The organism is Xanthomonas sp. LMG 12461, assembly GCF_009192935.1.
Taxonomy (GTDB): Bacteria; Pseudomonadota; Gammaproteobacteria; order Xanthomonadales; family Xanthomonadaceae; genus Xanthomonas_A; species Xanthomonas_A sontii.
This window is the reverse complement of record NZ_NQYT01000029.1, coordinates 23,327-49,436: the sequence shown is the minus strand read 5'-3', so window position 1 is coordinate 49,436 and position 26,110 is coordinate 23,327. Positions and strand designations below refer to the sequence as shown.

The following is a 26,110-nucleotide window of genomic DNA, read 5'->3' as shown; positions in this document are numbered from 1 at the left end:
GGCAACATACGCAGTGATCGCGGGGATCGCGCGGCCACGCACCGCATGCAGGCGCGGTGGCGGCGTGCGATTACGCAGGGTTTGCTGCTTGTTCTGCCGCCGACGCGCGTGCCTGCGGCGGTCGGATCCAGCCTCTCCGCCGCCTCCCGCGTGACCAGGCACGCGCCAACGGCAGCGCCCGGCGTCGACGTCATCTTAATTACGCCCCCGGCTATGCTCCGCGCACCTCACATAACTTAGGGAGAAGTTCATGCGTCTGACCATGCCGGCAACGGTTGCTGTATGTGTGCTGCTCGCTGCCTGCGGCAAGGGTGGCGACAAGAACGGCGACAACGTCGCGATGTCCAACGCCTCGGTCGCCGACGTGGCCAAGGTCCAGGCCGCGAAGCTGCAGCCCGGCCAATGGGAGATGCGGATCGAACAAGTGAGCAGCGAGACCAGCGGCGGCTCCGGCAACATGCCGCAGATGCCGAAGGTGCCGCCGAGCACCGCCAAGATCTGCCTCACCGCCGAGCAGATCAACGATCCCACCAGCCTCTTCGGCAGCGCCTCGCCGATGCAGAAGAACTGCGTGTACGACTCCTTCAGCATGAAGGACGGAAAGATCGACGCGAAGATGCATTGCACGATGGGCGACATCAAGGTCGCCGGCACCAGCACAGGCACCTTCAGCGCCACCGAGATGGCCTCCGAATCGCATTCCGAGATCACCGGCCTGCCGGGCGGCATGTCGATGAAGACGCACATGAAGATGGACGGCAAGCGCCTGGGCGAGTGCCAGCCGGGCGATATCAAGGCCGGCGATACAAAGGCGCCGGCTGCCGGCTGAGCGCGCCTGTCCTGATGCCGACGCCCAGCGTCGCTTTTGGAAGCATCCCAGTCCTGTTCCAAGCGCCGCGACGGTGACCCGTCGCGGCGTTTTTCATGCGCGCGCGTCCGCGCTTGCCGCGGCGCGATCCACCCTCCGACCAGTTGCCTGCGCAGCGAGGCACTGGCCTGTTCATACCTGGTTGCAGGCCGATCGACCGAATGTACGCCTCCAGCGACAGCCGCGTCGCTCCTTGCGTCCTTGCCGTGCCGCCACACAACAAACAGAAAGCACCCATGCGCAACACCCTTCTGGCCACGATCATCGCGCTGGCCGCAGTACCCGCACTGGCGAGCGCACGCACGCCGGCGCCGGACTGTCACGCGATGATGTTTGCCGCGGTGAAGGACGACATGCACAACACCTGGAACAAGGGCCAGACCTTGCCGGTGGACATCGCGCGCGACACGCCGTCGGGCGGCGCGTTCTGCACGCATGGCGGCAGTTGCCTGCCGCGCAAGGTGGCCGGCAAGGAGGCGGTTCGCCTCATCGATTGCAAGATCGGGCCGTCGATCGGCGACGGCGACTACCGACTGGTCGCATTGCCGCATTCGCACAAACACTGAATCTCCGACTTTCGCCAGGAGCGCCGACCATGAAACTTCCATTGCGACTGGCGGCGCTGTGCTGCCTCGCGTTCGCCTGCGTGTCCGCGGCGAATGCGCAACCCACGATCCGTGTCGCGGTCTATCGCGGCGCAGCCGGCTGCGACGATTGCTCAGAAACCGCCAAGGAAGCGATCGAGGCACTGAGTCCGCAGTACAAGGTCGACATCATCGGCCCGAAGGAGGCGCAAGACGTCACGCCAGCCACCCTGCGCGGCTATGCGATCTATGTGCAACCGGGCGGCGGGCAGGACATTCCGGCCGCGCTGCAGGCGATGGGCGAGCGCCGAATCGCCGCCATCCGCGACTTCGTCGCGCAGGGCGGCGGCTATCTGGGCCTGTGCATGGGCGGCTATCTTGCCGACGACACCAACATGGGCCTGATCGGCGACGATCTCGATGGCGAGGTCGGCCGACCCGGCTTCCCCGTCACCACCATCGATGAGGAGGCCGTCGCGGTTCGCTGGAAGGGCCGCCCCGACAGCGTGTTCTTCCAGGACGGCCCCTACTTCCCGAAGAGCACCCAGGGTGGCTTCCGCGCGCTCGCCACCTACGCCAATGGCGATGTGGCCGCGGCGCGCTACAGCTTCGGCCGCGGCACCGTCGTGCTCAGCGGTCCGCATCCCGAGGCAGACCGGAGCTGGTTCGAACAGGCCGAGATCCCGCTGGACCGGATGCCCAGGACGCCGGTCCTGCAGGCGCTGTTCGACGAGTTCGCCCTGCCGGCGTCGCAGCCCTGAGTCCATCGGTGCCGACCGCCGCCGGCTGACGCGTCACCGCCCGATGCGGACGGCTCGGGCGGCGCGAACTACTTCAACGCCCGCCAGCTCCGACCGGCACGGAAGGCGCGCTCGAGGGTCGCCGCGAGCAGGCAGATCTTCAGCGTCTGCGGCAGGATGCCGTCGCCCGGGTCGCTGGGCGTGCCCAGCACCACCGACAGCTGATTGGCGATCGCCTGCCACACCACCTGCGGGTGCGGGCCGATCAACCGGGTCAGTCCCATCCAGGCCCAGGCCGAGGACCAGTCCAGGGCGCGATACAGCACGATCAAGGTGACCAGGGCCGCCAGCCCGGTGGCGCCGGCCAACTGCACGCTGTTGGCCGCAGCGCGATAGCGCGAAACGGTCCCCGCCCAGAAATGGCCGATGAAGTCGCGCAACCACGTCGGCAGCTTGCGCCACAGCCCCAGCGTGCCGTCGACCTTGCTAGACCACTTGCCGGGCGCACTCCATTCGGCGTTGTGCACGTCGTAGCGGTAGATCAGCGCGGCCAACGCCAGCCAGACCACCGGCAACAAGGCCGAGAAGAAGATCACCACCAGCGTGTCCGCCACGCCCGGCGACGCCTGCTCCACCGCGCCCGGCAACGCGGCATGCGCGACGCCGATGGGATGGGTGATGCCCTGCCAGAGTTGCTGGCCGAGATCGGCGATGCGCAGATGCGCCAGCCAGCGGAACACGCCGCCCTTCCATTCGGTGAGCACGTACATGCCGACGAAGGTCCAGCCGGCCTCGCACAGCACGATCAGCACGTTCCACGCCGGATGCGCGCTGCGCTGCTTCTGTTTTTTCGCGCCGCGCCGGATCAGCCACAGCAACCCCACCGACGCCGCCAGCCACCAGCCGCCGGACACCTCGAACAGCGACCCGCGATAGGTCGGATCGAACGGATTGAACTGTCCCAAGCCCTCGCGCCCGTAGGCACGGATCGTCTCGCCGAGGAAGCCCCAGGCGGCGTAGTAGGCGAAGAACGGCACCAGCGCCTGCGAGACGATCGCCGACAGGCGGCGCCAGCGCGCCCTACCCGCATCGTCTGCTGCCGACGCGTCGGCCTGCTCGGCCAACGCCGCGCTGGCGATCCCCGGCAGGGCCGGGCGCAGCGTCTCGAACAGCAGCACGAAGATCACCAGCTTGACCAGTACCACCAGCGTCAGCGACAACAGACCGGCGAGCCGATTCTGGTAGCCGATCCACACCGCAGCCTGCAGCAACAGTTCGTTGAGCAACACGCCGGCCAGCGCCACGGCCAGCAGTTGCGACAGGTAGCGGCACCACAGCCGCAGCGTGTCGCCGATCAGTCCCAGCGGCCCGCCGCGCAGCGCCAACTCAGTCATGGGCTTGCCCCCGCGCGAAACGGAGGTAATGCGGGCGACCGCCGCGCGTGCTCACGGTGAGTTGCAGCTGCGCAGCCACCGCACGCGGCACCAGGTAGTAGCCGTCGATCGCCAACGGCACGCCCGGCTTGGCCGCGGACACGGCCAGTCCATCGCAGGCCACGCCGGGCGACTCGCCAGGCTTGGCCAGGGCACGCTGCAACAGGTCCGGCACGGTATCGATCGCGGACCAGGATCGGCCAGTGCTGTCGACCAGCTTGAGCGTGCAATCGCTCCACTGCGCGCCGGCGGCGCCCGGCACCAGCGACAGGCGTGTGCGCACAAACGTACGATCGGCGGGCAGTCCTGCCGCGAAGGGCAGCACGTCGACCGACGCGAGGCGAACGGCGGCACCGTCGTAGTCCACGGTCTGCGCCATTGCCACATCCACCGGCCGCCATTCGCGCGCATGCAGCAGTTCACGCACGTCGCGCCAGCCAGTCGCGGCCATCGTGCACGGCACCAGCACCACCAATGCCGCCAGTGCGAGCCAGCGCATGCGCCGCTCGGAAACGGCCGGGGTCACGTCGCGGTCAGAGGCGTGCATGCAGCGCATCCAGATCGAGCACATCGGTGACCGCCGCTGCGGGCGGGAGCGGCGGATAGCGCACCTGCGCCTCGGCCGTCAGCTGCGGGTCGCGGTCCTCCGACAGCAGCAGCGTGCCGCCGGCCCTGGCGAGCGCGGTCGGCAGTTCGAACACCAGCACGTCCTTGCGCTCCAACCCGGGCTGCAGCGTCTTGATCGACGACAGCACTGCATCGCCCATCTCCGCGCGGCCGCTGGCGCGATAACGACGGCCGTCGGGCGTTGCCCAGATCCGGCCATACACGCGCGCGGTCGCGCGCGCGACCTTCGACCGCACCGGCACCACCAGCCACACGCCGCCACTGTCGCGCTGCTGCACCGCGCCCGCTGCCTTGAAGCGGATGGTGCGTGCGAGCTGCGGGGTGCCGGCGTCGACGGCCAGATTGTCGGTCTGCACCCAACCGTCCGGCGCTCCGGACACCGCGATCGGGCCAGTAATGCGCTCGTAGCGCGGCATCGTCCAGCGCATCCCGGCAAGCAGCACGAAGCCGAGCAGCAGGATCGCGATGGCGGAGAGCCGCTTCACGGTTCACCCGCCTGTGCGCCGGCACGCGCTGCGCCAAGCGGCAGCTCCACGACCCCGACCGGATGCGGATCGGTCCAAAGCGGCTGCGCGTAGAGATTGTCGAAGGCCTTGAAGGTTCTGGCGGTGATGTCGAAGCGCACGCGCCCAGCCACCTGTTCCGTCGCCGGATAGGTCCAGACCAGGGCGACCTGTTCCGGCAGGCCAGGTTGCAACTCGGTAGTCGCCGCGCGATCGCGCAACAGATAGGCCGTCGGCCGCGCATCGGCCCCGCGCGGCGGCGTCTTCAACGCAACCGCCTGCACCAGAGAGCCACTGGTCTGCGCGGTGCGATTGGTGGCCTGCAGATACAGCACGATCGCCTTGCGACCGTCGCGCGACACCACCTCGCCATCCGGTAACCGGTCGCTGGTCTCTACGTGGTCGAAGCGCAGCGACCACTCACCTGCGGCAACGTCCTTCCCGGCCTGCAGTGCGGGCGGCACCGGCACCTCCTTGGCCTCAAACAAGCCGATGCCCCACCCCACCACGATCGCGGCAATGCCACCGACCCCGGCCAGCATCCGTGTCCGCCACTGTCCTAGAGACGCTTTGCTCACCAAACCGGGTGACCCTTTTGGAAGCTCGGCCGGACGGTAGCACCGGGTTGCGAAGACGTGCAACCCGCAACTGAATGAAGAGAAACAGTATCCGTCCGCACTGTGGATCCTACTTCCAGACCACCTAGCAAATGCTCCAAGCGAGAGACAAGGCGCTTATCGCGGATCCCGCGACGCGGGTGCCTGTTCTGAGCGCTTGAAATCGGGGCTAACGTCATCTCGCCCGAGGGCCGATGGGTGCGCTTTCATCAGCCACTCGGCCACCAGAAGATTCGGTAGCCAGCATAACCAGGCAATCGCCCGATAGGCCACGACAAATTCGATGCCCAAGACAAACGTCGAGAAAGGCAGGTAAAGACGCAGCGTTACCGCAGACAGGGTCAAGGCGAACGAGCGCATCATCCAGCGCCGATGCTCAGCCAGCCGACCTGTCAGAACCTTGCGCAGCGCGATGGCCGTTGTCGCCATCCACGCGATTCCAAGCGCACCGAATCCCGCGCCAGCGACAGGCCCGGTGGATATCCCGGCAGCAAGAAACACGGCGGAAAGGCCTCCGACCATGCAACCCGCGACATACACGCGTCCGGTCGCCCGATGCCACCCTGGGTGACGCAGACGAAGCCGGCGAACGAACTGGAGGGGCCCACAGAGCAGCGCCGTCGCGGCGCTGGTCGCGTGCACGATCAACCAGGGATGCACGTGCCGGTTGGCTGCGACCCCAGGTGGCACCGGACCTCGATCAAACAGATAGCGATAGGACAGCAGGGCGACCGTGCCGCTCAATACAGCGAGCACGCCCCATGCATAGCCCGACCGTCTGGATTTCGCTGTCGTGCTTGCCTGCGACCGATACGCCGAATGCATCATGCTGCCCCCTGGAGTGACAAATGCGGCCATGGGCCGGACTTCAAGCCGCGGCATGTCCGCCACGTCCTTCAAGTGCAACACTATCGGTGCCGGGCAGCCGAGCCCATGTTCGATCGTCGAAACATCTGTCGCTATCGTCCAGACATGACCGACCCGCTTTCCGACATCCTCACCCTCGTTCAGCTCGACTCATATGGATTTCGCGGGTTGGACGCTGGAAGCGACTGGGGACTGCGTTTCCCACCAGCCGACGGCATCCGATGCTTTGCCATCGATTCGGGGGAATGCAGGATCGTGCTGCAGAACGCCCGCACTCATATCGCCTTGGAACCGGGTGATGTGATTCTTGTGCAAGGAGGAGCCGCCATGCAGCTGTATGCAGGCGCCCCCGTAACGTGGCAGGACGCCATCTCGTTCCTGACACAGGTGCCGCCTGGCCACGTCGCTGAACTCAATGGCGGCGGGGTGTGTCGAGGCATCGGGGGATTCTTTTCGTTGCGCGGCCAACATGCTGCGGCCATCCTTTCAGCGGTACCGCCGGTGGTCCACATCCGGTCTCAAGATCACAAGGCGGCGCTTCAAGCCAGCGTACGGCGCCTCATCGTCGAACTGCGCGAACCTCGGCCAGGCAGCGATCTGCTCGCTGGACACCTTGCGCAGGCGCTCTTGATCGAGGCCTTGCGCGCCCATCTGGAGACAGGCCAGCAGCAGATGGGATGGCTGGCCGCGCTCGGCGTGCCCGCACTGCATCGTGCCCTGACGGCCATGCACGCGAACGTCAGCCATCGGTGGACGGTCGCAGAATTGGCCGCCGCCGCACGGATGTCGCGCTCCAGCTTCGCCGCCCATTTCGAGCGCGTCACCGGCGAGACGCCGATGGATTATCTGACCCGGTGGCGCATGGCCCTGGCGTCTCATCGTCTGCTGACGTCGACGCTGTCGGTCGGTGCGATCGGCATGTCTGTCGGTTACTCGTCTGAAAGTGCGTTCGCGGTTGCATTCAAACGCAACTTCGATGCATCGCCCAGCCAATACCGCGCGCAATCAATAGCGGCCAAGTTCTGACGCTGTGGGTGTCTTAAGGACGCAAACACTGCTTAGGTCCCACCGCCCTAGATCAACGCAGGCGTCCCACCCTTGGACTCCGCAAACGCCATCACGCCTTGACCGCCAGTGTGGCGGAGAGAGTGGGATTCGAACCCACGGAAGGTTTGACCCTTCGCCGGTTTTCAAGACCGGTGCCTTAAACCGCTCGGCCATCTCTCCGTTTACGAACACGGCGGTAACCAAGAACCACCGGTACGGGCGCGCATTTTCGCACGCCCGCGGCGGTTTTGCTCGACCGACGTGTTCGGCCGGCGTCGCGATCAACCCGCCTCGACCGCCATCGCGCCCAGGGTCGAGTGACGGGCCTTGGTGCGTTCGGGGCAGTTGCCGCCGCAGTCCAGGCGCGAGGCTTCGATCTGACGAGGCAGGTGTTCGGCGAGGAAGTCGATGAACACGCGCACCGCCGGCAGCAGGCCGCGGCGCGAGGCGAACACGGCGTGGCAGATGCCCTGCGGCAGCGACCATTCCGGCAGCACCACTTCCAGTTCGCCGTTGCGCACGGCTTCGGCGCAGACGGTCTCGGGCAGCAGGGTGATGCCGAAGCCGTCCTTGACCATGGACTGCAGCAGCGGGAAGTCGAAGCCGGCCACGCGCGGCTGCAGGTCGACGCGGCGCACTTCGCCGGCCGGGCCGTGCAGTTCCCAGCGCTGCCGGGCTTCGTCCTCGCTGATGCTGAGGGTGACGTGCGAGGTCAGCTCCTCGGGATCCTTGGGGCGGCCGGCGCGGTCCAGGTACTTGGGGCTGGCGACCAGCAGTTCCTGCACCTGGCCGAAGCTGCGCATCACCAGGCTGCCGTCGTCGTCCAGGCGCGAACGCACGCGCAGGGCGACGTCGTAGCCTTCGTTGATGATGTCGACGCGGCGGTTGCTGATGTTCAGTTGCAGCCGCACCTTGGGGTACTGGTCCAGGAACATCGGCAGCAGCTTGGGCAGCTGCATCTGCGCCAGCGACACCGGCACGCTGACCCGCACCAGCCCGCGCGGTTCGGCGCTGAGCCGGTCGACCACTTCCCGTGCGGCCTGCGCCTCGGCCAGCATGGTCTGGGCGTGGCGGTGCACGCTCATGCCCAGGTCGGTGACGGCGAAACGGCGCGTGGAGCGCTGCAGCAGGCGCACGCCCAGGTCGCTCTCCAACTGGCTGATGCGGCGGCTCAGGCGCGACTTGGGGATGCCCAGGGCGCGCTCGGCGGCGGCGAACCCGCCGTGGTCGACCACCATGGCGAAGTAGTACAGATCGTTGAGGTCGTGCATGTTCTTTCGATATTTAGAACGATGGGGACAATCGGATCCGGTTCATTCTACTCCTACAACGATTTGCGCTGCAGGGGACGCCGGTCGCGCTCGCGCGGTGGCTCAGGCACGGATGGAGGCGGTCGCAGGGTAACCCCGGCCGGGCTAGCGCGAAGTGACGGGGACGGGAGCTCGGCGCATGCGGAACGCCGCTGCGGCGAGTGCTGCAGTGGGCACTGCATGCGAACGCCCTGCCCCGTCCGGGTCGAAGCCCCACCGTGGCTCAAGGCGGGGCGCTGCCCGCATCAGGACACGCTGCCTGAGCGCAGGGACGGACAGGAGGGCGGCGCCGCAGCAACGGCGACGCGAGGCGCGCCCGGGGCCGGCGCCCCGGGCCCGAGCGATCAGCCGATCCGCTCGGCCCCGCCCATGTACGGGCGCAGCGCGTCGGGCACGGTGATCGAGCCGTCGGCGTTCTGGTAGTTCTCCATCACCGCGATCATGGCGCGGCCGACCGCGGTACCGGAGCCGTTGAGCGTGTGCAGCAGCTCGGGCTTGCCGGTAGCGGGGTTGCGCCAGCGCGCCTGCATGCGCCGCGCCTGGAAGTCGCCGCAGTTGGAGCAGGAGGAGATCTCGCGATAGGTCTGCTGCGACGGCAGCCAGACTTCCAGGTCGTAGGTCTTGCTGGCCGAGAAGCCCATGTCGCCGGTGCACAGCAGCATCTTGCGGTACGGCAGGCCCAGCGTCTCCAGCACCACTTCGGCGCAACGGGTCATGCGCTCGTGTTCGGCGGCGCTGTCTTCCGGGCGGCACACGCTGACCAGTTCCACCTTCTCGAACTGGTGCTGGCGGATCATGCCGCGGGTGTCGCGGCCGCCGCTGCCGGCCTCGGAGCGGAAGCACAGCGAGTGCGCGGTCATGCGCAACGGCAGGCGCTCGGCCTCGACGATCTCGTCGCGCACCAGGTTGGTCAGCGAGATTTCCGAGGTGGAGATCAGGTAGCGCTTCTGTTCGCCCAGCGCGGTGGCGAACATGTCTTCCTCGAACTTCGGCAACTGGCCGGTGCCGTACAGGCTGTCGGCGTTGACGATCACCGGCACGTTGGTTTCCTGGTAGGCGTGCGGGCCGGTGTGCAGGTCCAGCATGAACTGCGCCAGGGCGCGGTGCAGACGCGCGATCGGCCCACGCAGCACGGTGAAGCGCGCGCCCGACAGCTTGGCCGCCGCCTCGCCGTCCAGCCAACCGTGGCGCGCGCCGAGTTCGACGTGGTCCTTGACCTCGAAATCGAAGCTGCGCGGGCTGCCCCAGCGCTGCAGTTCGACGTTGTCGGCTTCGTCCTTGCCCACCGGCACGTCGGCCTGCGGCAGGTTGGGAATCTCCAGCGCCAGCGTCTCCAGCTGCGCGCGGATCTCGTCCAGACGCTGCTCGGAGGCCTTCAGTTCGTCGCCGAAGCCGGCCACTTCGGCCATCAGCGCACTCGCGTCCTCGCCCTTGGCTTTGGCCTGGCCGATCGCCTTGGAACGGCTGTTGCGCAGGCTCTGCAGTTCCTGGGTCCGCACCTGGATGCGCTTGCGGTCGGCCTCCAGGGCCTCCAGGGCGGCCACGTCCAGCGCATAGCCGCGACTGGTGCGCAGGCGCTCGGCGAGGTCGGCGGGCTGTTGGCGAAGCAGAGCGGGATCGAGCATGGGCGCGGGGTGCCAGGGGAACGAACCCGGGATTATCGCCTGTCCGTCGCGGTTTTGCCGACTCGCGTCCGCCGCGGCGCGCGATTCACTGCGGCTATGCCAGAATCGAACGGTTCCCTACGGTGAGTCCCATGTCCACGTCGCCCTCGTCCTCCAAGTCCGGCATCGTGCTGCATCTGCCGCGGCGCCTGCTCGCGATCGTCGGCATCGCCTTCGCCGCCGGCCTGCTGCTGTTCCTGGTGGTGTGGCTGGTCGGACGCAAGGACAACGATTTCTACAAGCCGCAGCCGGCGCAGCAGGTGCAGCAGGACACCGAACAGGTGAAGCCGCTGCCCGAGCCGCTGCCCGCCGGCAGCGCCGCCAGCAGCATGCCGCAGGCCAAGCCCACGCCCGCCGGCGACGCGCCGAAGCTGGTGGAGACCGCACCGGCGCCGCCGCCGACCACGGAAGCGCCGGCACCGGCCGCCGGTCCCGATGCCGCCGGCAATACGGCCACCGCGCTGGCACCGGGCAACCGCCCGGTACCGCTGGAAGGGCAGACCCCGCCGCCGCGCTATCCCCCGGCGGCGCTGCGCCGTGGCGATGCCGGCACGGTGGTGGTGCGGGTCGAGGTCGATGCCAGCGGTGCGCCCGCCGGCGTGGCCCTGCTCCGGCGCAGCGGCTCGCGCGATCTGGACCGCGCGGCGATGGAAACCGTGCGCCGCTGGAAATTCCGCCCGGCGCAGCAGAACGGCCGTGCAGTGCCGGCCAGCATCGAGATTCCGTTCGACTTCAAGCCGGGTCCGTAACTGAACCGCCGCCCGGACGCGCGGGCGGCGTTCACATGGGGGTGACACCCCTGAGGCGGGACCTGGGTGACACTGGATCCGTCCCACGGCACCGGAGTTGCCGCCATGCCCACCCCGTACAAGTCGACACAGCCGCTGGACGCGTGGAAGCGCCCCGCCCGCCCGTCGTCTGCGCGCGGGGAAACGCATGCGCGGGCCGATCGCGGGTCGCCCTGGGCCTGGATGATCGTGATTGCACTGGCTCTGGCGGTGGCCGGCTGGTGGCTGGCGGTGGACCGCGACGACGACGGCAGCGGCTACCGCGCTACCCAGTCGACACCATCGACACCCGCCAACGATCCGCCGCGTCCGCAGCCGACGCACTGACGTTCCGAAACCAGACTTGCCTCTTCCCCCGGCCGCGCTTGCACGCGGCCGGTGTTGCGCAGGCGATCAGGCGGCGCGCAACGCGAAGCCGGCGCCGCGCGCCAGCGTGTCGAAACCCGGGAACGACGTCGCCACGTTCGCCACATCCTGGATCCGCACCTCGCCTTGCGCCAGTTGCCCGGCGATGGCGAAGGCCATGGCGATGCGATGGTCGCCGTGGCTCTCGATGGTCCCGGCACCCAGCGTGCCGCCGTGGATGGTGGCGCCGTCCGGGGTCTCATCGACGACGATGCCGAGGCTGCGCAGCCCGGTGGCCATCGCCGCCAGGCGGTCCGACTCCTTGACCCGCAGCTCCGCCGCGCCGCTGACCACGGTCTGGCCGTCGGCGGCGGCCGCGGCGACGAACAATGCCGGGAATTCGTCGATCATGTCCGGCACCACGTCCTCCGGAATCCGCGCACCGCGCAGCGCCGCATAGCGCACGCGCAGATCGGCCACCGGCTCGCCGCCGTGCTCGCTGTGGTTGTGCTCGACGATGTCCGCGCCCATCAAGCGCAGCGCGGCCAGCAGACCCGTTCGGCGCGGATTGAGCCCGACCGCCTTCAGGGTGATGTCCGAGCCGGGAATGATGCTGGCGGCGACGATGAAGAACGCCGCCGAGGAGAAGTCCGCCGGCACCGCGATATCGGTGGCGCGCAGACGCTGGCCGCCGCGCAGCCGCGCCTGGCCGGGCGCGAACTCGATGTCCACGCCGAACGCGGACAGCATGCGCTCGGTGTAGTCGCGGGTGGGATGCGGCTCCTGCACCGTGGTGACACCATCGGCATACAGACCGGCCAGCAGCACCGCTGACTTGACCTGGGCGCTGGCCACCGGCGAGACGAAGTCGATGCCGCGCAGCGGCTGGCCGCCATGGATGCGCAGCGGCGGCACGCCATTGGCCTCGGTGTCGATGCGCGCGCCCATCAGCGCCAGCGGCTCGGTGACCCGGCGCATCGGCCGCTTGGACAGCGACGCATCGCCGACCAGCACGCTGTCGAACGGCTGCGCCGCGAGCAGCCCGGCGAGCAGACGCATGCCGGTGCCGGCGTTCCCGCAATCCAGCTCGCCCTGCGGCGCCTGCAACCCATCCACGCCCACCCCATGCACGATGCGCTGTGACGGTGACGGCGTCTCGATCCGTACCCCGAGCCGCGCGAAGATCGCCGCCGTCGAACGCGTGTCCTCGCCCTCGAGAAACCCCTCGATCCGCGACGTGCCATCGGCCAACGCCGCGAACATCACCGCCCGGTGCGACACCGACTTGTCCCCCGGCACCGTCAGCGTACCCTGCAGCGCAGTGCCGCGCGTTGCGATCCAGCCTTGCTCGTTGCTCATCATCGTTCCTGAAAGTCCAACCACCCGAAGATCCACCATCACCCGGCGACATCGGCGCCGCTACAGCGCGCTTGCGCTGCTGCCACGACGCCTACACCAAGTCAGCCACCGCCGTTGCCGGTGCCGTTGCTGTTGTTCCTGCTGTTGCCGTTGTTCTTGCTGTTGCCGTTGTTCTTGCTTTCGCTGTTGCTCTCAATCCCCCGTGAGGGCTGGCGGACACGGCGGGTAAAACCCCGTGAGGGGCGACGCGCAGGATGCGCGTCGTTTTCGGCAGGCACATGGATGTGCCTTCCGAAAATTCCCGTCGTGTCCGCGGACCCCGCGCGCAGCACGGGGCAGCCCGCCCGGGGGTGTGTTTCTTTTGGTTACTTTTCTTTGCACAAGCAAAGAAAAGTGACTCGCGCTTCAGCGCGAAAGCTGTTGCTGTTGCTTCTGCTGTTGCCTTCCCGCTTTTCTCCAGCCAACAACGTTAGAGCACTTGACTGTTAATCAAATGGCCTTTGGTTTTGGCCGTCGCGCCGCGACGAAAGGACGGCTCGATCAAGGCACCGCCACCGGATACGACCCCAACACCTTGATCTGCGCCGAATGCGCCTTCAACTCCGCCAACGCCAACTTCATCGCCTCATCCTCCACATGCCCCGCCAGATCGATGAAGAACCCGTACTCCCACTTCGCCTGATGCGACGGCCGCGACTCGATCCGATTCATGCTGATCCCATGCCGCGCGAACGGACTGAGCACATCGAACAACGCACCCGGCTTGTCGTGGATGAACACCAGCACCGACGTGCGATCGTGCCCCGACGGCGGGAAGATCTGCCGCCCGATCACCAGGAAGCGCGTGGTGTTGTCCGCGTCGTCCTCGATCGACTTCATGATCACCTTCTTCAGCGCATACACATGCGCCGCGCTCTCCCCGCCGATCGCCGCCGCATCGTCGGCATTGCGCGCCCGACGCGCGCCCTCGGCGTTGCTGGAGACCGGAATCTTCTCCACCTTGGGCAGGTTCGCGCGCAACCAGCCGGCGGTCTGCGCGAACGACTGCGGATGCGCGTAGATCCGCTCGATCGCGTCCAGCCGCCCGCTGCGCGAGAGCAGGAACTGGTGCACGCGCAGCTCGGTTTCGCCGCAGATCTTCAGGTTGGACGTGAGGAACATGTCCAGGGTGACCTGGATCGTGCCCTGCCCCGAGTTCTCCACCGGCACCACGCCGAAGTCGGCGTTGCCGCTTTCCACTTCCTGGAACACTTCCTCGATGGTGGCCATCGGCAGGCCCACCGCCGAGCGACCGAAGTGCTTGAGCACCGCCTGCTGGCTGAAGGTGCCCTCCGGCCCCAGGTAGCCGATCTTCAGCGGCTCCTGCTGCGCCAGGCACGCGGACATGATCTCGCGGAACACGTGCACCAGCACTTCGTCGCTGAGCGGGCCCTGGTTGCGGTCCACCACCATGCGCAGCACCTGCGCCTCGCGCTCGGGCCGGTAGTAGTCCACCGCCGCGGCAAGCTTGCCCTTGGCCTTGCCGACCTGGTGCGCGAACTGCGCGCGCTCGGCGATCAGCGCCTGGATGGTGCGGTCGATCTCGTCGATCTTGGCGCGCACGTCGGCCAGGGCCGGCGTGGCGGCGGGTTTCGCAGGCTTGGCCGGCTTGGCGTCGGCGGCGGGAGATTTCTTCGGCTTTGCGGCCATGGATCGGGGGTTCCTCGGTGGTCCGGATCGCCGGCGCGATCCGGTCGCGGCTGAAGCCGCTCCTACAAAAATCGGCGACTCAGCCGTGGCGCTGCTGGAAGTCGTGCATGAACGCGACCAGCGCCTGCGCGCCAGCCAGGGGCATGGCGTTGTACAGCGACGCGCGGATGCCGCCGACCGCCTTGTGGCCCTTCAGCGCCAGCAGGCCGGCCGCCTTGGACTCGGCGACGAAGCGCGCGGTGAGGGTTTCGTCCGGCAGGAAGAACGGGATGTTCATCCGCGAGCGCACCGCCGCCGCGACCTCGTTGCGATAGAAGCCACCGGAGGCATCGATCGCCGCGTACACCAGCGCCGACTTGGCTTGGTTGCGCGCGGCGAACGCCTCCACGCCGCCCTCGGCCAGCATCCACTTGAACACCAGCCCGGCCAGATACCAGTTCCAGGTCGGCGGGGTGTTGAGCATGGAGTCGCGCGCCACGTGCGAGCGGTAGTCGAAGATGTCCGCGCGTGGCTGGCCGGTGCGTTCGAGCAGGTCGCGGCGGATGATCACCACGGTGACGCCGACCGGGCCGAGGTTCTTCTGCGCACCGGCGTAGATCAGCGCGTACCTGGACACGTCGATCGGCTCGGAGGCGATGCTGGAGCTGAAGTCGGCGAACAGCGGCACGTCGCCGACGTCGGGCGTGTCGCGGAACTCCACGCCGTGGATGGTCTCGTTGGCGGTGATGTGCACGTAGGCGGCATCGTCGCGCAACTGCCAGGCGGCGCGAGGCGGGATGTCGCGAAAGCCCTCGGCCTCGCTGCTGGCGGCCACGTGCACGTCGACGTACGGCCCGACCTGCTTGATCGCGGTCTTGCCCCAATGCCCAGTCACCACGTAGTCCACGGTCTGCCCGGGCGCGGCGAAGTTCAGCGCCAGCAGCGCCTGCTGGGTGGTGGCGCCACCGGCCAGGAACAGCACGGCATAGTCGTCGGGAATGCCGATCAGCCGGCGCAGGTCGGCGTCGGCCTGTGCCGCCACCTCCATGAACTCGGCGCCGCGGTGGCTCAGCTCCACGATCGAGGCGCCCACGCCATTCCACTCCAACATCTCCGCCTGCGCCTGGCGCAGGACCGATTCCGGCAAGGCAGCGGGGCCGGCACTGAAATTGAACGCGCGCGTCATGGGGCACCTATCGGACAGAACCCCTAGTATGCCGCAGCGCAACAGCTTGCGGCCCGGGCAATTTAGGTTGCATTTGCATCCATTCGCCCTGCGCATGCGTAGTCTGTGGTGAAGTCCCCGCCACTGCTCGCCCCCTTCGCTCCAGGAGTCCGCCATGTCGTTGCGCGATGCCCTCACCGTTCCCAGCCGCGAGATCACCGACGAGGCGGTCTACCGCGACCGGCGGCGCCTGCTGCAGGCCCTGGCGCTGACCCCGGTGGCTGGCCTGGTCGGCTGCGCCGACGCCGAGCCGCCGGCCCCACCCAAGACCGTGGTGACGCCGGAGCAGGCGCGCAGCGGGTTCCGCACCAACGAGGAGCTGACCCGCTACGAGGACGTGACCAGCTACAACAACTTCTACGAATTCGGCACCGACAAGACCGATCCGTCGAAGGCGGCCAAGACCTTGCGCACCTCGCCATGGTCGGTGAAGGTGTCCGGCGAATGCGAGAAGCCCGGCACGCTGTCCCTGGACGACCTGCTCAAGGGCCATACGCCCGAGGAGCGCGTCTACCGGCTGCGCTGCGTGGAAGGCTGGTCGATGGTGATCCCGTGGCTGGGCGTGCCGCTGGGCGACGTGCTCAAGCGCTTCGCGCCGACCTCCAAGGCCAAGTATGTCGCCTTCACCACCCTGGCCGATCCCAAGCAGATGCCCGGCATCCGCTACAGCTCGATCGACTGGCCATACAAGGAAGGCCTGCGCATCGACGAGGCCATGCACCCGCTGACCCTGCTGGCCACCGGCCTGTACGGCAAGCCGCTGCCGCAGCAGAACGGCGCGCCGCTGCGGCTGGTGGTGCCGTGGAAGTACGGCTTCAAGAGCATCAAGTCGATCGTCGAGATCCGCTTCGTCGAGCGCATGCCGGAAACCGCCTGGCACGAGCTGCAACCCTCCGAGTACGGGTTCTTCTCCAACGTCAATCCGGCGGTGGACCATCCGCGCTGGAGCCAGAAGACCGAGCGCCGTATCGCCGGCAACGCCAGCAAGCTGTTCGCCGAGCGCATTCCCACCCGCCCGTTCAACGGCTATGCCGATCAGGTGGCGTCGCTGTATGCGGGGATGGATCTGAAGAAATGGTATTGAGGAGAGGATGGGAATGGGGAACTGGGAATCGGGAATGGGAAAAGCGCGGCGCCTGGTGGTTGCCTCGCGCGACGGCTGGAGTCGCAGTCGGCGTGCCGCGTGGCACCTGTGCCGACACGGCGCGATGACGGCGCATGGCTAAGACCTCCGCTTCGTTGATCGCCGCCAAGGCGGTGGTGCACGCGCTGGCGCTGGCGCCGATGGCGTACCTGGGCTGGCAGTTCTGGCAGGTGTGGCAGACCGGCAGCGATGCGCTCGGTGCCGATCCGGTGGCCGAGGTCGAGCACCGCACCGGGTTGTGGGCGCTGCGGCTGCTGCTGTTGACCCTGGCGATCACCCCGCTGCGGCAACTGACCGGGCAATCGGTGCTGTTGCGCTTCCGGCGCATGCTCGGGCTGTACGCGTTCTTCTACGCGACCGTACATCTGGCGGCCTATCTGGGGTTGGACCTGCGCGGCTATTGGACGCAGATCTTCGAGGAGATCGTCAAACGCCCGTACATCACCGTCGGCTTCCTGGCCTGGTTGCTGCTGGTGCCGTTGGCGATCACCTCCACCCAGGGCTGGATGCGCCGGCTCAAGCGCAACTGGGGCAAGTTGCACAAGGCGATCTATGCGATCGGCGTACTCGCCGTGCTGCACTTCTGGTGGCTGGTGAAATCGGACATCCGCGAACCGCTGCTGTACGCGGCGATCCTGGCGGTGCTGCTGGGCTGGCGCGGCTGGCGGGCGCTCAGCGCGCGCCGAACCACAGCAGCCCGCTGAGCGCGGCGGCCAGCAGCAAGGCACTGAGCAACAGCCACGGCCAGCGCCGCGCGGTGGCCGGACGTGGCGCCACCGCCGGGGTCAGCGCCAACGCAGCCAAGGCCGGGTCGTCGCGCAGCGGCTCGGCACCGACGACCTGCGGGACTTCCAGCACGAAGCGGTGCTGGGCATCGAATACCACCTGGTCGCCGGGCTGCAGCCAGCAGCTGCGCACGGCGACGCCATTGACCTGGGTCTGCGCCTCACCGAAGCCGCGCAGCAGCACCCGCTCGCCATGCCGTTCCAGGCGCGCGTGCTGCTCGGCGCAGGCCGGATCGTCGATGCGGATGTCGCACTCGCGCAGACGGCCGATGCTGCGCACCCGGTCCACGGTGAAACTGCGGCCATGGTGCGGACCGCCGACGCCGCGCAGCACCAGGCGCGGATCGTCGTGCTCGGCCTCGCTGACCTCAGGCAGGCGCTGCAGCGGCTCGCACTTGCCCTGCACCACCATTTCGACGCCATCGGCGTAGACCGCGTCGCCGGCGCGCAGCAAGGCCATGCGCCGCACCGGGCGGCCGTTGACGTGGATGCCGCGGCTGCCGTTGGCGACCTGCAGCCACAGGCCGCGCCGGTCCAGGCAGAACTGCGCCAGCAGCAACGCGCCCTGAGTGTCGTCGACCACGCTGACCTGGCCGGTGGCCAGCCGCACGATGCGATGCACGCCCGCGCGCAGGGGCCGGTCGGGATGTTGGCGGTTGCTGAAATGGACTAGCAGATCGTGCACGGCGGGCAGCCTAGCAGGTTGCCTGCGCGCGCAGAAGCGCGCGTGCTGGACAATGCACCGCGCATACGCACAATGCCTGATCGTTCACGCGGGCACCCGCCCGCACAGGAGCCAGCATGTCCAGCATCGACATCCGCCACGACCACGACAAGACCCCCGCGCAGGCGCGCAAGGCCATCGAAACCGCCGCCAAGAAACTGTCCGAGCGCTTCGACCTGGAATCGCACTGGGATGGCGATTCCCTGCTGTTCTCGCGCTCGGGCGTGGACGGACGCATCGAACTGCTGCCCAAGCAGGTGCACGTGACTGCCGAACTGGGCTTCCTGCTGTCGGCGATGAAGGGCACGGTGGAAAGCGAGATTCGTCGCGTGCTGGCGGAAAAGCTGGGCTGATCAGGAATTGAGCCCCTCTCCCCTCGGGAGAGGGGTTGGGGTGAGGGTGCGGCATCAAGCGCCGACGCAATCAAGCTGCACGAGGCTTCGCACGTACCCTCATCCGCCCCTTCGGGGCACCTTCCCCCGCAAAAGGGGGCCATGGTCCCGGCGGGAGAAGGGAGCAGCCAAAGCCCCTCTCCCGTCGGGAGAGGGGTTGGGGTGAGGGTCCGGCCGCTCACTCACTCCAACGCAAACGGATCCGGATCGCCCGCGAACAATCGTTCCGACACGGCGCGCTCGGTGGTCTCGATATCGCCGATGAACCCCTCGGCATCGCCCAGCTTGGAGAACGCGTCGAAACCCCGCTCCAGGAATCCCTGCAGTTCCGACAACCCCGCTGCCTTGGCCGGGCCGCGGGCGAAGCGCAGCAGCATGCGCACGCCGGGTGTGTGCACCGCCTTGGCCAGGCCCAGGCCGACGCGGGCGATCAGGTCGATCTGGCGCTGGCGCAGCCGGGGTAGCCCGGTCTGCCGATAGGCTTCGGCATACAACGCTTCGTCCAGGCGCTTGCGCCGCGGCGCCAGGGCCTGCAGCGCCTCGGCCATGCGCAGGTCCAGAGCGTGGGTCAGCGCACCCAGCTCGATGCCGTCGGCGACCGTGTCCAGCAACGACGCCGGCATCAGCCGCTGCATCATCGGCAACACCTTGACGATGTCGGCGTCGCGACGGCTGAAGTCGCGGTCGCCATAGACGTCGGTGAGAAAGAACATCGCCGCCGGACGCCGCTGCGGATCCTCCAGGAAATGCTCGAAGCTGTGCTCCAGCCGCTCCGATTGCCAGCGCCGCAGTTCCTGCAGCCAGCGCAGCGCATTGCGCGGTTCGCGCGCGGGGTCGTGCAGCGCCTGGTGCCACGCCAGGCGGCGGCCGAGTCGTTCCAGGACGGGAGTGCTGCGCGCCATGGGCGCCGATGATGGTCGCAGCCCGGCACGACCGCAAGCGTCACGGCGCTCGGCTACACTCGCGCCACTGCCTCCTGCGGACCGCGCATGCTTTCCCTCCACAGCGCCTCGCCCCGTCCCCATTCCAACGGCCGCATCGGCCTGGCCATCGCCGGCGGCGGCCCGATCGGCGGCATGTACGGCCTCGGTGCGCTGCGTGCCCTGGACGAGGCGCTGGACGGACTGGACCTGACCCGCCTGGATTGCTACGTCGGGGTAAGCTCCGGCGCCTTCCTGACCGCCGGTCTGGCCAACCGCATCAGCAGCGCCGAGATCTGCCGGATCTTCGTCACCGGCAACAGCGACGATGCGCGGTTCCGCCCGGAAGACTTCCTGCGGCCCAACGTCTACGAGTATCTGCGCCGTGCCGCGACCCTGCCGGGGCTGGCCTACGGCTGGTGGCACGACCTGCTCACCGAACCGCGCAAGACCCGCTGGTCGGACCTGATCACCCGCTTCGGCGGACTGGTGCCCAGCGGCCTGTTCGACAACGCCGGGGTCGAGCGTTTCCTGCAGGACGTGTTCAGCCGCCGCGGCCGCAGCAACGATTTCCGCGACCTCGACGCCAATCTGTTCGTGGTCGCGGTGGACCTGGACAGCGGCCGTGCGGTGCGCTTCGGCGAGCCGGGCATGGACCACGTGCCGATCTCGCTGGCGATCCAGGCCAGCGCGGCGCTGCCGGGGCTGTACCCGCCGGTGCAGATCGACGGCCACCATTACGTGGACGGCGCGCTGCGCCGCACCATGCATGCCTCCACCTTGCTGGAGCGCGGCATCGACCTGATGATCGGGATCAACCCGCTGGTGCCCTACGACGCCACCCACGCGCCGCGCCGCAATGGCCACATCGACCGCGCGCGGCTGCTCGCCGGCGGCCTGCCGGCGGTGCTGTCGCAGACCTTCCGCACCCTGCTGCAATCGCGCATGCAGGTGGGGCTGGAGAAGTACGCGCGACAGTACCCGCAGGTGGATCAGTTGGTCTTCGAGCCCAACGCCGACAACGGCGAGCTGTTCTTCACCAATCTCTTCAGCTACGCCGCGCCCCATCGCGTGTGCCAGCTCGCCTACCGCAATACCCTGTCGGACCTGCGCCGCAACGCGCAGACGCTGGAGCCGATGCTGGCCGCACACGGCATCGCGCTGCGCCACGATATCCTCAACGACCGCAAGCGCACCTTCCTCGACGGCGTGGACGTGCAGCCGCGGCGCATGACCGAGACCACCGCGCGCCTGCGGCGTGCGCTGGACGACGTCGACCAGGTCATCGCCAACCGCCGCGCCAAGCGCCGCACCCGCCGTTCGCCGGAGGCGTAGCGTGCAGCGCCGGCCGACGTCGCCATCGCTCCCCGCGCACGTCCTGCGCGCGCTGGTGTGATTACTCTAGTCACAGTCCCGAGTCTCGAACCCCGCCACTCACCCGCCGAAGGAACCGCACCGTCATGGCCACTCTGAAGAAGTCCGCCCGCAAGAAGCGCAGCACCGCCGCTGCCGACGACACCCTGCAGGCGCAGGCGGAAAAGCTGTCCAAGCGCCTGGGCGAATCGGCGCAGCAGGTCTGGCTGGCCGGGGTTGGCGCGTTCGGCCGTGCGCAGGCCGAGGGCGGCAAGCTGTTCGAGACCCTCGTAAAGGAAGGCCTGAGCCTGGAGCAGAGCACCCGCAAGCTGGCCGGCGGCGGGGTCGATGCGGTGCGCGATGCGGTGGAGAACCGGGTCGGCCAGGCCCGCGAGCGCGCCGCCGACACCTGGGACCGCCTGGAAAAGGTGTTCGAGGACCGCGTGCAGCGCGCGCTGCGCCGCCTGGAAGTCCCCAGCCGCGAGGACCTGGGTGCGCTGATCGAGCGCGTGGACGCGCTCAATGGCGAACTGCGCCATCTGCGCGGTGGCCGTGCCACGCAGGCGGCGGGCAAGGCGCCGGCGGCGAAGAAGGCCGCCAGGAAGACCACGGCGTCGCCCGCCGGCGCCGCCAAGCGCGCGGCACCGGCGCGCCGACCTGCCGGCCCGGTGGTCGCCAAGGTCGCGCCAGCCAAGCGCGCGGCCGCGCCCAAGCGCGCCAGCCGCAAGCGCAGCGAGACGCCGACCACGGCCGAGTAACCGGATTGTTGCAAAGCAGCACGTTTTTCCAGACAATCGAAACGGACCCGCCAGTCCATCAGAAGACCGTTTGCTCCCCTCCCCTCTCGGCTTCGGACTGGCGGGTCTTTTTTGTCCGCCGTCCACCGCTGTCGCCTTGCCGGCGCCGTGACACGCTGGCGATACACTGACTTCCTTACGGCGCGTGTGCGGGTGCGAGCATGTTTTCCTGGATAGCGGCAGCGATCTTGGCAGTCGCGGCATGGCTGGCGGCCAGCCTCTACCTGTGGCTGGTACGGCGCCGCGAGAATGAGGCTAGCGCCGGACTGCACGCGCTGGCCGGCCTGCACTGGCGCGATTTCTCCTACATGGTGCGGCGCGCGATGCGCGAACAGCGTGACCTGCAGGACGCCACCGTCGACGAGCACACGAGCCAGGAACCGCAAAGCGACTTCGTGATGACCCGCGGCGACGCGCGCTGGCTGCTGTCGTGCAAGCACGGCCGGGCCTACCGGATCGGCTCGGCCGCGGTCAACGAACTGGGCGCGGCGGCACGGCTGATGGGCGCGCAGGGCGGCATCCTGATCACCGAGGGCAAGGTGCAGCGCGACGGCATCGCCGCGGCCGAGAAGCAGGCGGTGGAAATCCTCGACGGCCCGCGCATCTGGCCGATGCTCAAGCCCTACCTGCCCAGCGAACTGGAAGACGGGGTGATCGGCGCCAGCCGCCGCCGCGCGCAGCGCCACATTGCCATCGCCGGCCTGGCCTCGCTCGCCCTGGGCGTGGTGACCGGCGTCGGTGCGTTGGCATTGCAGCAGCCCGCAGAGCCTCCGGCAGCCGTGACCGCAACGGCGTCATCGCCTACGCCCGCTGCCGCAGCCGCGCCTACGCCGGCCGCAACCACACCAACGAGCACCACCGCTGCCGCGCCCCAACCGGCGCTGGACGATGCCGGCGACCTGGCCGACCCCGATCCCGCCACCGAACAACGCAACCGCCAGGAACTCTCCAAGGCCCTGGCCGGCACCCCAGGCGTGATCCGCGGCATCTGGCAGACGCAGATGACCCTGGTGGTCGACCGCAGCGGCGACGACGCCCAGGTGTGGCCGCGCATCTGCCGCGAAGTGGAGCGCTACCCGTCCCTGCGCACCGTCCGCATCCAGCTCAACCCGCGCCCGGGCCACGAGGAACCGGTGCGGTGGCGGCAATGCAGGACGTTTTGATAAGCCGGGATTGGGGAATCGGGAATCGGGAATCGGTAGAGCGGGCTATCGGCACGCGACGAGCATGCACGAGCGACTTTCCTGCCCGAATAGCACAGTAGCGGCCCTGCGTGCAGCCAGCGCTTTTGCAATTCCCGATTCTCAATTCCCGATTCCCAGCTCCTACCAATGCACCCCCCGCATCAGCGCCGCAAACGCGATCTGCTCCTGGCTGGGCTTGGTCTCGCGTAGCGCCTTGCGGTCGCCCTTGGCCGCGGCCGAGTCGGGGAACAGTTCGAAGGCGGTGTTCATCACCACCTCGTAGGCCTTCGGCGCCACGGCGTTGACCAGGGCGGCGAAGATGCCCAGACGCGTGGCCACGCGGCTGGGGCGTTCGATGATCGCCTTGACCATCAGGTCGGCGGCCTCGTCCACGCTCAGCGTCGGCACGCTGTCGTACATCTTGGTCGGGGCGATCATCGGGGTCTTCACCAGCGGCATGTTGACCGTGGTGAAGCTGATGCCCTTGCCCGACAACTCGCCCTGCGCGCAGCGACTCCAGGCATCCAGCGCCGCCTTGGAGGCGACGTAGGCGGAGAAGCGCGGCGAGTTGGCCAGCACGCCGATCGAGCTGACGTTGATGATGTGGCCCTTGCGCCGCGCGGTCATGCCCGGCAGCACGCCCATGATCAGGCGCAGGCTGCCGAAGTAGTTCAGCTGCATGGTCCGCTCGAAATCGTGGAAGCGGTCGTAGCTGAGTTCGATCGAGCGGCGGATCGAGCGGCCGGCATTGTTGATCAGCACATCGACATGGCCATGCGCGTCCAGCACGGTCTTGAGCAGGCGGTCGCAGTCGGCCAGGTCCGACAGGTCGGCGGTGTAGGCGAAGACCTTGCCGCCGTTTGCGTTCATCGCATCGCGTGCGGCATGCAGTTCCTGTTCGCCGCGGGCCACGATAACGGTGATGGCGCCGGCCTCGGCAACGCGCTGCGCGGTGGCCAGGCCGATGCCCGAGGAACCGCCGGTGATCAGCACCACCTTGCCGCGGACCTTGCCCTTGAGCGAACGGTCGACGAACAGGTCCGGGTCCAGGTGCCGTTCCCAGTGGTCCCACAGGCGCCAGGCGTAGTCTTCCAGCCGCGGCACGGCGATGCCGCTGCCCTTGAGCGCGCGCTCGGTCTCGCGGCTGTCGAAGCGCGTGGGATAGGTGATGAACTTCAGCACTTCGCGCGGGATGCGGAAGTCGCGCAACAGCATGCCGGTGAAGCGGCGGATCGGCGGCAGGCTGCCGACCGCGGCGCGGATGCTGGAGGGCACGAACGCGAACATGCGCGCGTCCACCCGCAGGGTCATCTCCGGGGCGTGGCCGGCACGGCAGAACACGTTGAGCACCTCGCCCACGCGCAGCGGCTCGGGGTCGGTGAGGTGGAAGGTGTGGCCGTCGAGCTTGGGCTTGTGCGCGATGTGGTCCATCGCGTCGGCGACGAAGTCCACCGGCACCAGGTTGATCCGTCCGCCCTCGATGCCGAGCATCGGCGCCCATGGCGGCAGCAGCTGGCGTAGCTTCTTGATCAGCGGGAAGAAGTAGTACGGGCCGTCGATCTTGTCGATGGCGCCGGTGCGCGAATCGCCGACCACCATCGCCGGGCGGTAGATGCGCCACTTGATCCGGGTCTCGGCGCGCACCAGCGCCTCGGCATCGTGCTTGGTGCGCAGGTAGGGATCGTCCAGGCCCTCGGCTTCCTCGAACATGTCTTCGCGGAAGATGCCCGGGTACAGCCCGGCCACCGCGATCGAACTGGTGTGGTGGAAGATGCCGGCGCCGATCTGCGCGGCCAGTTCCAGCGCATTGCGGGTGCCGTCGAGGTTGGCGATGCGCTGGTCCTCGGCCTTGGCGGTGAGGTCGTACAGCGCAGCCAGGTGGAAGAAATGCTTGACCTTGCCGTGCAGCGCCTTGCGTTGCGCCGCGGACAGCCCGCAGTACTCGGCGCCGACGTCGCCGTGCAGCACCACCAGGCGCTTGGGATCCCAGCCCTGCTCGCGCACCAGCGCATCGAACTTGCGCTGCGACTCCTTGCGCAGCAGCACATGCACGACGCCCTTGCGCCGCATCAGCTTGGCCATCAGGTAGCGGCCGATGAAACCGGTGGCGCCTGTCACGAAATACGTCATGCCGAACCATCCCTCGTTCCGCGGCCACGGCCCCTCGCCCGGCCCCGGCGCTAACTTGCCAGAGTGCGGCGGGCAGGACAAACGCACGCCGGCGTATGGCGAACGTGCGGCATCGCAGCATCGCGCACCGGCGAGGCGACTGTGTGCCTCATCACCTGCGCTCGTCGCGCGTCGTGTCGCGTTCTGGAAAAGCGGCGTCAGCCGCGACGGCCTTCCAAGGACACCTTCGTCGCGCCGGCGTACGTGAGTTGCCTGCAGTCGCCGCGCGCCAGGCTCAGCGCGCGCCGGGCGAGAACCGCGCGACCAGGTCGTAGGTGTCGCCGAGGAACACCTGGCGCACGAAGGTCACCGCCTGCTCGCCGCGCCAGGTGCGGCGGTCGATCAGTAGACACGCGGTGCCGGCCGGCACCTGCAGGCGCGCCGCCTGCGCGGCGCTGGCGCCGACCGCACTGATGCGGTGCTCGGCGCGGGTCCACGGCACGTGCTGCAGCAGCCAACTGCCGGGCACGGTGACCGCGAAGTCCATCTGCAAGGCCTCCGGCACCGCCACCGGATTGATCACCCGCTCTTCCAGCGCGAACGGACGGCCGTCGGCGTAGTGCAGGCATTGCAACGCCAGCAGGCTGCCGCCCGCGGCGACCTCGGCCTCCTGCGGCAACGCCGCGCGCGGCGCGCGCTGCTGCCGCTCCAGCAATTCGAAACGGTAGGCATGGCCACGCGCGGCGACCTCGACCGGGATGTCCGGGATCTCCAGCGCCACCTGCTCCATGTGCGGATGCGGCCGCGCCACGAACGAACCTGCGCGGCGTCGGCGCTCGATCATGCCGGCGTCGGCGAGCAGCGCCAGCACCTTGTTGACGGTCATCCGCGAGCAGCCGTACTGCGCCATCAGTTCGTGCTCGAACGGAATGCGATGGCCGGGCGGCCACGCGCCGCTGCGGATGTGCGCCTCGATGTCGCGGCGGATGCGCTGGCTGAGCGGCAGCGTCGGCGCGGCCGGCGTCATCGGCAGTTCGTGCAGCGGCAGGCAGCGCAC

General features: G+C 68.4%; 26 protein-coding genes and 1 tRNA gene. 12 read left to right on the top strand and 15 right to left on the bottom strand.

Annotated features, from left to right (window positions below):
• Positions 1-250 precede the first annotated feature (250 nt).
• From CEK68_RS08175 to CEK68_RS08165, 3 genes are all read left to right on the top strand, one after another.
• The gene (locus CEK68_RS08175) at positions 251-829 is read left to right on the top strand and encodes a DUF3617 domain-containing protein (RefSeq protein ID WP_226977812.1); all 579 of its coding nucleotides are present in this window, start codon (positions 251-253) and stop codon (positions 827-829) included.
• 200 nt (positions 830-1,029) lie between these two features.
• Positions 1,030-1,434, top strand: coding sequence for a hypothetical protein (locus tag CEK68_RS08170; protein ID WP_226977811.1), 405 nt, complete (start codon positions 1,030-1,032; stop codon positions 1,432-1,434).
• A gap of 41 nt (positions 1,435-1,475) precedes the next feature.
• Positions 1,476-2,213, top strand: coding sequence for a BPL-N domain-containing protein (locus tag CEK68_RS08165; RefSeq protein ID WP_226977810.1), 738 nt, complete (start codon positions 1,476-1,478; stop codon positions 2,211-2,213).
• Between the two features lie 68 nt (positions 2,214-2,281).
• On the opposite strand, the gene CEK68_RS08160 is transcribed toward CEK68_RS08165, so the two are convergent.
• The 5 genes from CEK68_RS08160 to CEK68_RS08140 form a co-directional block, all read right to left on the bottom strand.
• On the bottom strand, positions 2,282-3,586 hold the full coding sequence (locus CEK68_RS08160; RefSeq protein ID WP_152239101.1) for a hypothetical protein: 1,305 nt from the start codon (positions 3,584-3,586) through the stop codon (positions 2,282-2,284).
• Positions 3,579-4,151 carry a hypothetical protein gene (locus CEK68_RS08155; protein WP_226977809.1) on the bottom strand — a complete coding sequence of 191 codons (573 nt, stop codon included), beginning with the start codon at positions 4,149-4,151 and terminating at the stop codon, positions 3,579-3,581. Before CEK68_RS08155 ends, CEK68_RS08160 begins: the two co-directional genes overlap by 8 nt.
• Positions 4,152-4,158: 7 nt before the next feature.
• Complete coding sequence (locus tag CEK68_RS08150) at positions 4,159-4,737, bottom strand: hypothetical protein (protein WP_152239100.1); 579 nt, start codon at positions 4,735-4,737, stop codon at positions 4,159-4,161.
• On the bottom strand, positions 4,734-5,297 hold the full coding sequence (locus CEK68_RS08145; protein ID WP_152239099.1) for a hypothetical protein: 564 nt from the start codon (positions 5,295-5,297) through the stop codon (positions 4,734-4,736). Before CEK68_RS08145 ends, CEK68_RS08150 begins: the two co-directional genes overlap by 4 nt.
• 192 nt (positions 5,298-5,489) lie before the next feature.
• The gene (locus CEK68_RS08140) at positions 5,490-6,263 is read right to left on the bottom strand and encodes a DUF2306 domain-containing protein (protein ID WP_226977813.1); all 774 of its coding nucleotides are present in this window, start codon (positions 6,261-6,263) and stop codon (positions 5,490-5,492) included.
• An 81-nt stretch (positions 6,264-6,344) separates the two neighbouring features.
• Between CEK68_RS08140 and CEK68_RS08135 the strand changes: the two genes are divergently transcribed.
• Positions 6,345-7,265: an AraC family transcriptional regulator gene (locus CEK68_RS08135; RefSeq protein WP_152239098.1), complete on the top strand. Its 921-nt coding sequence runs from the start codon at positions 6,345-6,347 to the stop codon at positions 7,263-7,265.
• Positions 7,266-7,376: 111 nt separating this feature from the next.
• On the opposite strand, the gene CEK68_RS08130 is transcribed toward CEK68_RS08135, so the two are convergent.
• From CEK68_RS08130 to serS, 3 genes are all read right to left on the bottom strand, one after another.
• Positions 7,377-7,466, bottom strand: a tRNA-Ser gene (locus CEK68_RS08130).
• A gap of 101 nt (positions 7,467-7,567) precedes the next feature.
• Positions 7,568-8,557 carry a LysR family transcriptional regulator gene (locus CEK68_RS08125; protein ID WP_010342573.1) on the bottom strand — a complete coding sequence of 330 codons (990 nt, stop codon included), beginning with the start codon at positions 8,555-8,557 and terminating at the stop codon, positions 7,568-7,570.
• A gap of 383 nt (positions 8,558-8,940) precedes the next feature.
• Positions 8,941-10,221 (bottom strand): serine--tRNA ligase, encoded by a 1,281-nt coding sequence (gene serS / locus CEK68_RS08120; protein ID WP_017914468.1) that lies wholly within the window; start codon positions 10,219-10,221, stop codon positions 8,941-8,943.
• A gap of 131 nt (positions 10,222-10,352) precedes the next feature.
• Here serS and CEK68_RS08115 point away from each other — a divergent pair, with 131 nt between their 5' ends.
• Both CEK68_RS08115 and CEK68_RS20960 read left to right on the top strand, forming a co-directional pair.
• Positions 10,353-11,009, top strand: a complete 657-nt coding sequence (locus CEK68_RS08115; RefSeq protein WP_152239097.1) for an energy transducer TonB — start codon at positions 10,353-10,355, stop codon at positions 11,007-11,009.
• 228 nt (positions 11,010-11,237) lie between these two features.
• The gene (locus CEK68_RS20960) at positions 11,238-11,375 is read left to right on the top strand and encodes a hypothetical protein (protein WP_167521972.1); all 138 of its coding nucleotides are present in this window, start codon (positions 11,238-11,240) and stop codon (positions 11,373-11,375) included.
• Between the two features lie 66 nt (positions 11,376-11,441).
• Here CEK68_RS20960 and aroA read toward each other — a convergent pair whose 3' ends face one another.
• The 3 genes from aroA to serC all read right to left on the bottom strand — a co-directional run bounded on the left by aroA (position 11,442) and on the right by serC (position 15,606).
• Positions 11,442-12,755 carry a 3-phosphoshikimate 1-carboxyvinyltransferase gene (aroA, locus tag CEK68_RS08105; protein WP_152239095.1) on the bottom strand — a complete coding sequence of 438 codons (1,314 nt, stop codon included), beginning with the start codon at positions 12,753-12,755 and terminating at the stop codon, positions 11,442-11,444.
• Between the two features lie 537 nt (positions 12,756-13,292).
• A complete protein-coding gene (gene pheA, locus CEK68_RS08100) occupies positions 13,293-14,441 on the bottom strand; it encodes a prephenate dehydratase (RefSeq protein ID WP_017910781.1) in 1,149 nt (382 codons plus the stop codon).
• A gap of 79 nt (positions 14,442-14,520) precedes the next feature.
• Positions 14,521-15,606 (bottom strand): 3-phosphoserine/phosphohydroxythreonine transaminase, encoded by a 1,086-nt coding sequence (gene serC, locus CEK68_RS08095; protein ID WP_152239094.1) that lies wholly within the window; start codon positions 15,604-15,606, stop codon positions 14,521-14,523.
• Positions 15,607-15,760: 154 nt separating this feature from the next.
• On the opposite strand from serC, the gene msrP reads away from it, so the two are divergent.
• Positions 15,761-16,729 (top strand): protein-methionine-sulfoxide reductase catalytic subunit MsrP, encoded by a 969-nt coding sequence (msrP, locus tag CEK68_RS08090; protein WP_152239093.1) that lies wholly within the window; start codon positions 15,761-15,763, stop codon positions 16,727-16,729.
• A 134-nt stretch (positions 16,730-16,863) separates the two neighbouring features.
• Entirely contained in the window at positions 16,864-17,493 is a 630-nt protein-coding gene (msrQ, locus tag CEK68_RS08085) for a protein-methionine-sulfoxide reductase heme-binding subunit MsrQ (RefSeq protein ID WP_150409404.1), read from the top strand.
• On the opposite strand, the gene CEK68_RS08080 is transcribed toward msrQ, so the two are convergent.
• Complete coding sequence (locus CEK68_RS08080; protein ID WP_152239092.1) at positions 17,462-18,259, bottom strand: FHA domain-containing protein; 798 nt, start codon at positions 18,257-18,259, stop codon at positions 17,462-17,464. The genes msrQ and CEK68_RS08080 overlap by 32 nt on opposite strands.
• Positions 18,260-18,375: 116 nt before the next feature.
• Between CEK68_RS08080 and CEK68_RS08075 the strand changes: the two genes are divergently transcribed.
• Positions 18,376-18,651 (top strand): polyhydroxyalkanoic acid system family protein, encoded by a 276-nt coding sequence (locus CEK68_RS08075; protein ID WP_017907797.1) that lies wholly within the window; start codon positions 18,376-18,378, stop codon positions 18,649-18,651.
• A gap of 221 nt (positions 18,652-18,872) precedes the next feature.
• Here the strand turns inward: CEK68_RS08075 and CEK68_RS08070 are convergent, their stop codons facing one another.
• Complete coding sequence (locus CEK68_RS08070) at positions 18,873-19,592, bottom strand: hypothetical protein (protein ID WP_152239091.1); 720 nt, start codon at positions 19,590-19,592, stop codon at positions 18,873-18,875.
• An 87-nt stretch (positions 19,593-19,679) separates the two neighbouring features.
• Here CEK68_RS08070 and CEK68_RS08065 point away from each other — a divergent pair, with 87 nt between their 5' ends.
• The 3 genes from CEK68_RS08065 to CEK68_RS08055 all read left to right on the top strand — a co-directional run bounded on the left by CEK68_RS08065 (position 19,680) and on the right by CEK68_RS08055 (position 22,923).
• A complete protein-coding gene (locus tag CEK68_RS08065; protein ID WP_152239090.1) occupies positions 19,680-20,945 on the top strand; it encodes a patatin-like phospholipase family protein in 1,266 nt (421 codons plus the stop codon).
• A gap of 125 nt (positions 20,946-21,070) precedes the next feature.
• Positions 21,071-21,721 carry a phasin family protein gene (locus CEK68_RS08060; protein WP_152239089.1) on the top strand — a complete coding sequence of 217 codons (651 nt, stop codon included), beginning with the start codon at positions 21,071-21,073 and terminating at the stop codon, positions 21,719-21,721.
• 200 nt (positions 21,722-21,921) lie between these two features.
• Positions 21,922-22,923, top strand: coding sequence for a restriction endonuclease (locus CEK68_RS08055; RefSeq protein WP_193314138.1), 1,002 nt, complete (start codon positions 21,922-21,924; stop codon positions 22,921-22,923).
• Between the two features lie 162 nt (positions 22,924-23,085).
• Here the strand turns inward: CEK68_RS08055 and CEK68_RS08050 are convergent, their stop codons facing one another.
• Together CEK68_RS08050 and hutC are read right to left on the bottom strand one after the other, a co-directional pair.
• On the bottom strand, positions 23,086-25,074 hold the full coding sequence (locus tag CEK68_RS08050; protein ID WP_152239087.1) for an SDR family oxidoreductase: 1,989 nt from the start codon (positions 25,072-25,074) through the stop codon (positions 23,086-23,088).
• A 274-nt stretch (positions 25,075-25,348) separates the two neighbouring features.
• A complete protein-coding gene (gene hutC / locus CEK68_RS08045) occupies positions 25,349-26,080 on the bottom strand; it encodes a histidine utilization repressor (protein WP_026144128.1) in 732 nt (243 codons plus the stop codon).
• Between the last annotated feature and the right edge of the window lie 30 nt (positions 26,081-26,110).

Coding starts and splice junctions, on each gene's coding strand:
- msrQ (WP_150409404.1), top strand. CDS start 16,864: ATGGCTAAGACCTCCGCTTCGTTGATCGCCGCCAAGGCGGTGGTGCAC.
- hutC (WP_026144128.1), bottom strand. CDS start 26,080: ATGACGCCGGCCGCGCCGACGCTGCCGCTCAGCCAGCGCATCCGCCGC.
- CEK68_RS08075 (WP_017907797.1), top strand. CDS start 18,376: ATGTCCAGCATCGACATCCGCCACGACCACGACAAGACCCCCGCGCAG.
- CEK68_RS08135 (WP_152239098.1), top strand. CDS start 6,345: ATGACCGACCCGCTTTCCGACATCCTCACCCTCGTTCAGCTCGACTCA.
- serS (WP_017914468.1), bottom strand. CDS start 10,221: ATGCTCGATCCCGCTCTGCTTCGCCAACAGCCCGCCGACCTCGCCGAG.
- aroA (WP_152239095.1), bottom strand. CDS start 12,755: ATGATGAGCAACGAGCAAGGCTGGATCGCAACGCGCGGCACTGCGCTG.
- msrP (WP_152239093.1), top strand. CDS start 15,761: ATGTCGTTGCGCGATGCCCTCACCGTTCCCAGCCGCGAGATCACCGAC.
- serC (WP_152239094.1), bottom strand. CDS start 15,606: ATGACGCGCGCGTTCAATTTCAGTGCCGGCCCCGCTGCCTTGCCGGAA.
- CEK68_RS08125 (WP_010342573.1), bottom strand. CDS start 8,557: ATGCACGACCTCAACGATCTGTACTACTTCGCCATGGTGGTCGACCAC.
- CEK68_RS08115 (WP_152239097.1), top strand. CDS start 10,353: ATGTCCACGTCGCCCTCGTCCTCCAAGTCCGGCATCGTGCTGCATCTG.
- CEK68_RS08145 (WP_152239099.1), bottom strand. CDS start 5,297: ATGCTGGCCGGGGTCGGTGGCATTGCCGCGATCGTGGTGGGGTGGGGC.
- CEK68_RS08160 (WP_152239101.1), bottom strand. CDS start 3,586: ATGACTGAGTTGGCGCTGCGCGGCGGGCCGCTGGGACTGATCGGCGAC.
- CEK68_RS08050 (WP_152239087.1), bottom strand. CDS start 25,074: ATGACGTATTTCGTGACAGGCGCCACCGGTTTCATCGGCCGCTACCTG.
- CEK68_RS08070 (WP_152239091.1), bottom strand. CDS start 19,592: ATGGCGCGCAGCACTCCCGTCCTGGAACGACTCGGCCGCCGCCTGGCG.
- pheA (WP_017910781.1), bottom strand. CDS start 14,441: ATGGCCGCAAAGCCGAAGAAATCTCCCGCCGCCGACGCCAAGCCGGCC.
- CEK68_RS08175 (WP_226977812.1), top strand. CDS start 251: ATGCGTCTGACCATGCCGGCAACGGTTGCTGTATGTGTGCTGCTCGCT.
- CEK68_RS08065 (WP_152239090.1), top strand. CDS start 19,680: ATGCTTTCCCTCCACAGCGCCTCGCCCCGTCCCCATTCCAACGGCCGC.
- CEK68_RS08055 (WP_193314138.1), top strand. CDS start 21,922: ATGTTTTCCTGGATAGCGGCAGCGATCTTGGCAGTCGCGGCATGGCTG.
- CEK68_RS08060 (WP_152239089.1), top strand. CDS start 21,071: ATGGCCACTCTGAAGAAGTCCGCCCGCAAGAAGCGCAGCACCGCCGCT.
- CEK68_RS08170 (WP_226977811.1), top strand. CDS start 1,030: ATGTACGCCTCCAGCGACAGCCGCGTCGCTCCTTGCGTCCTTGCCGTG.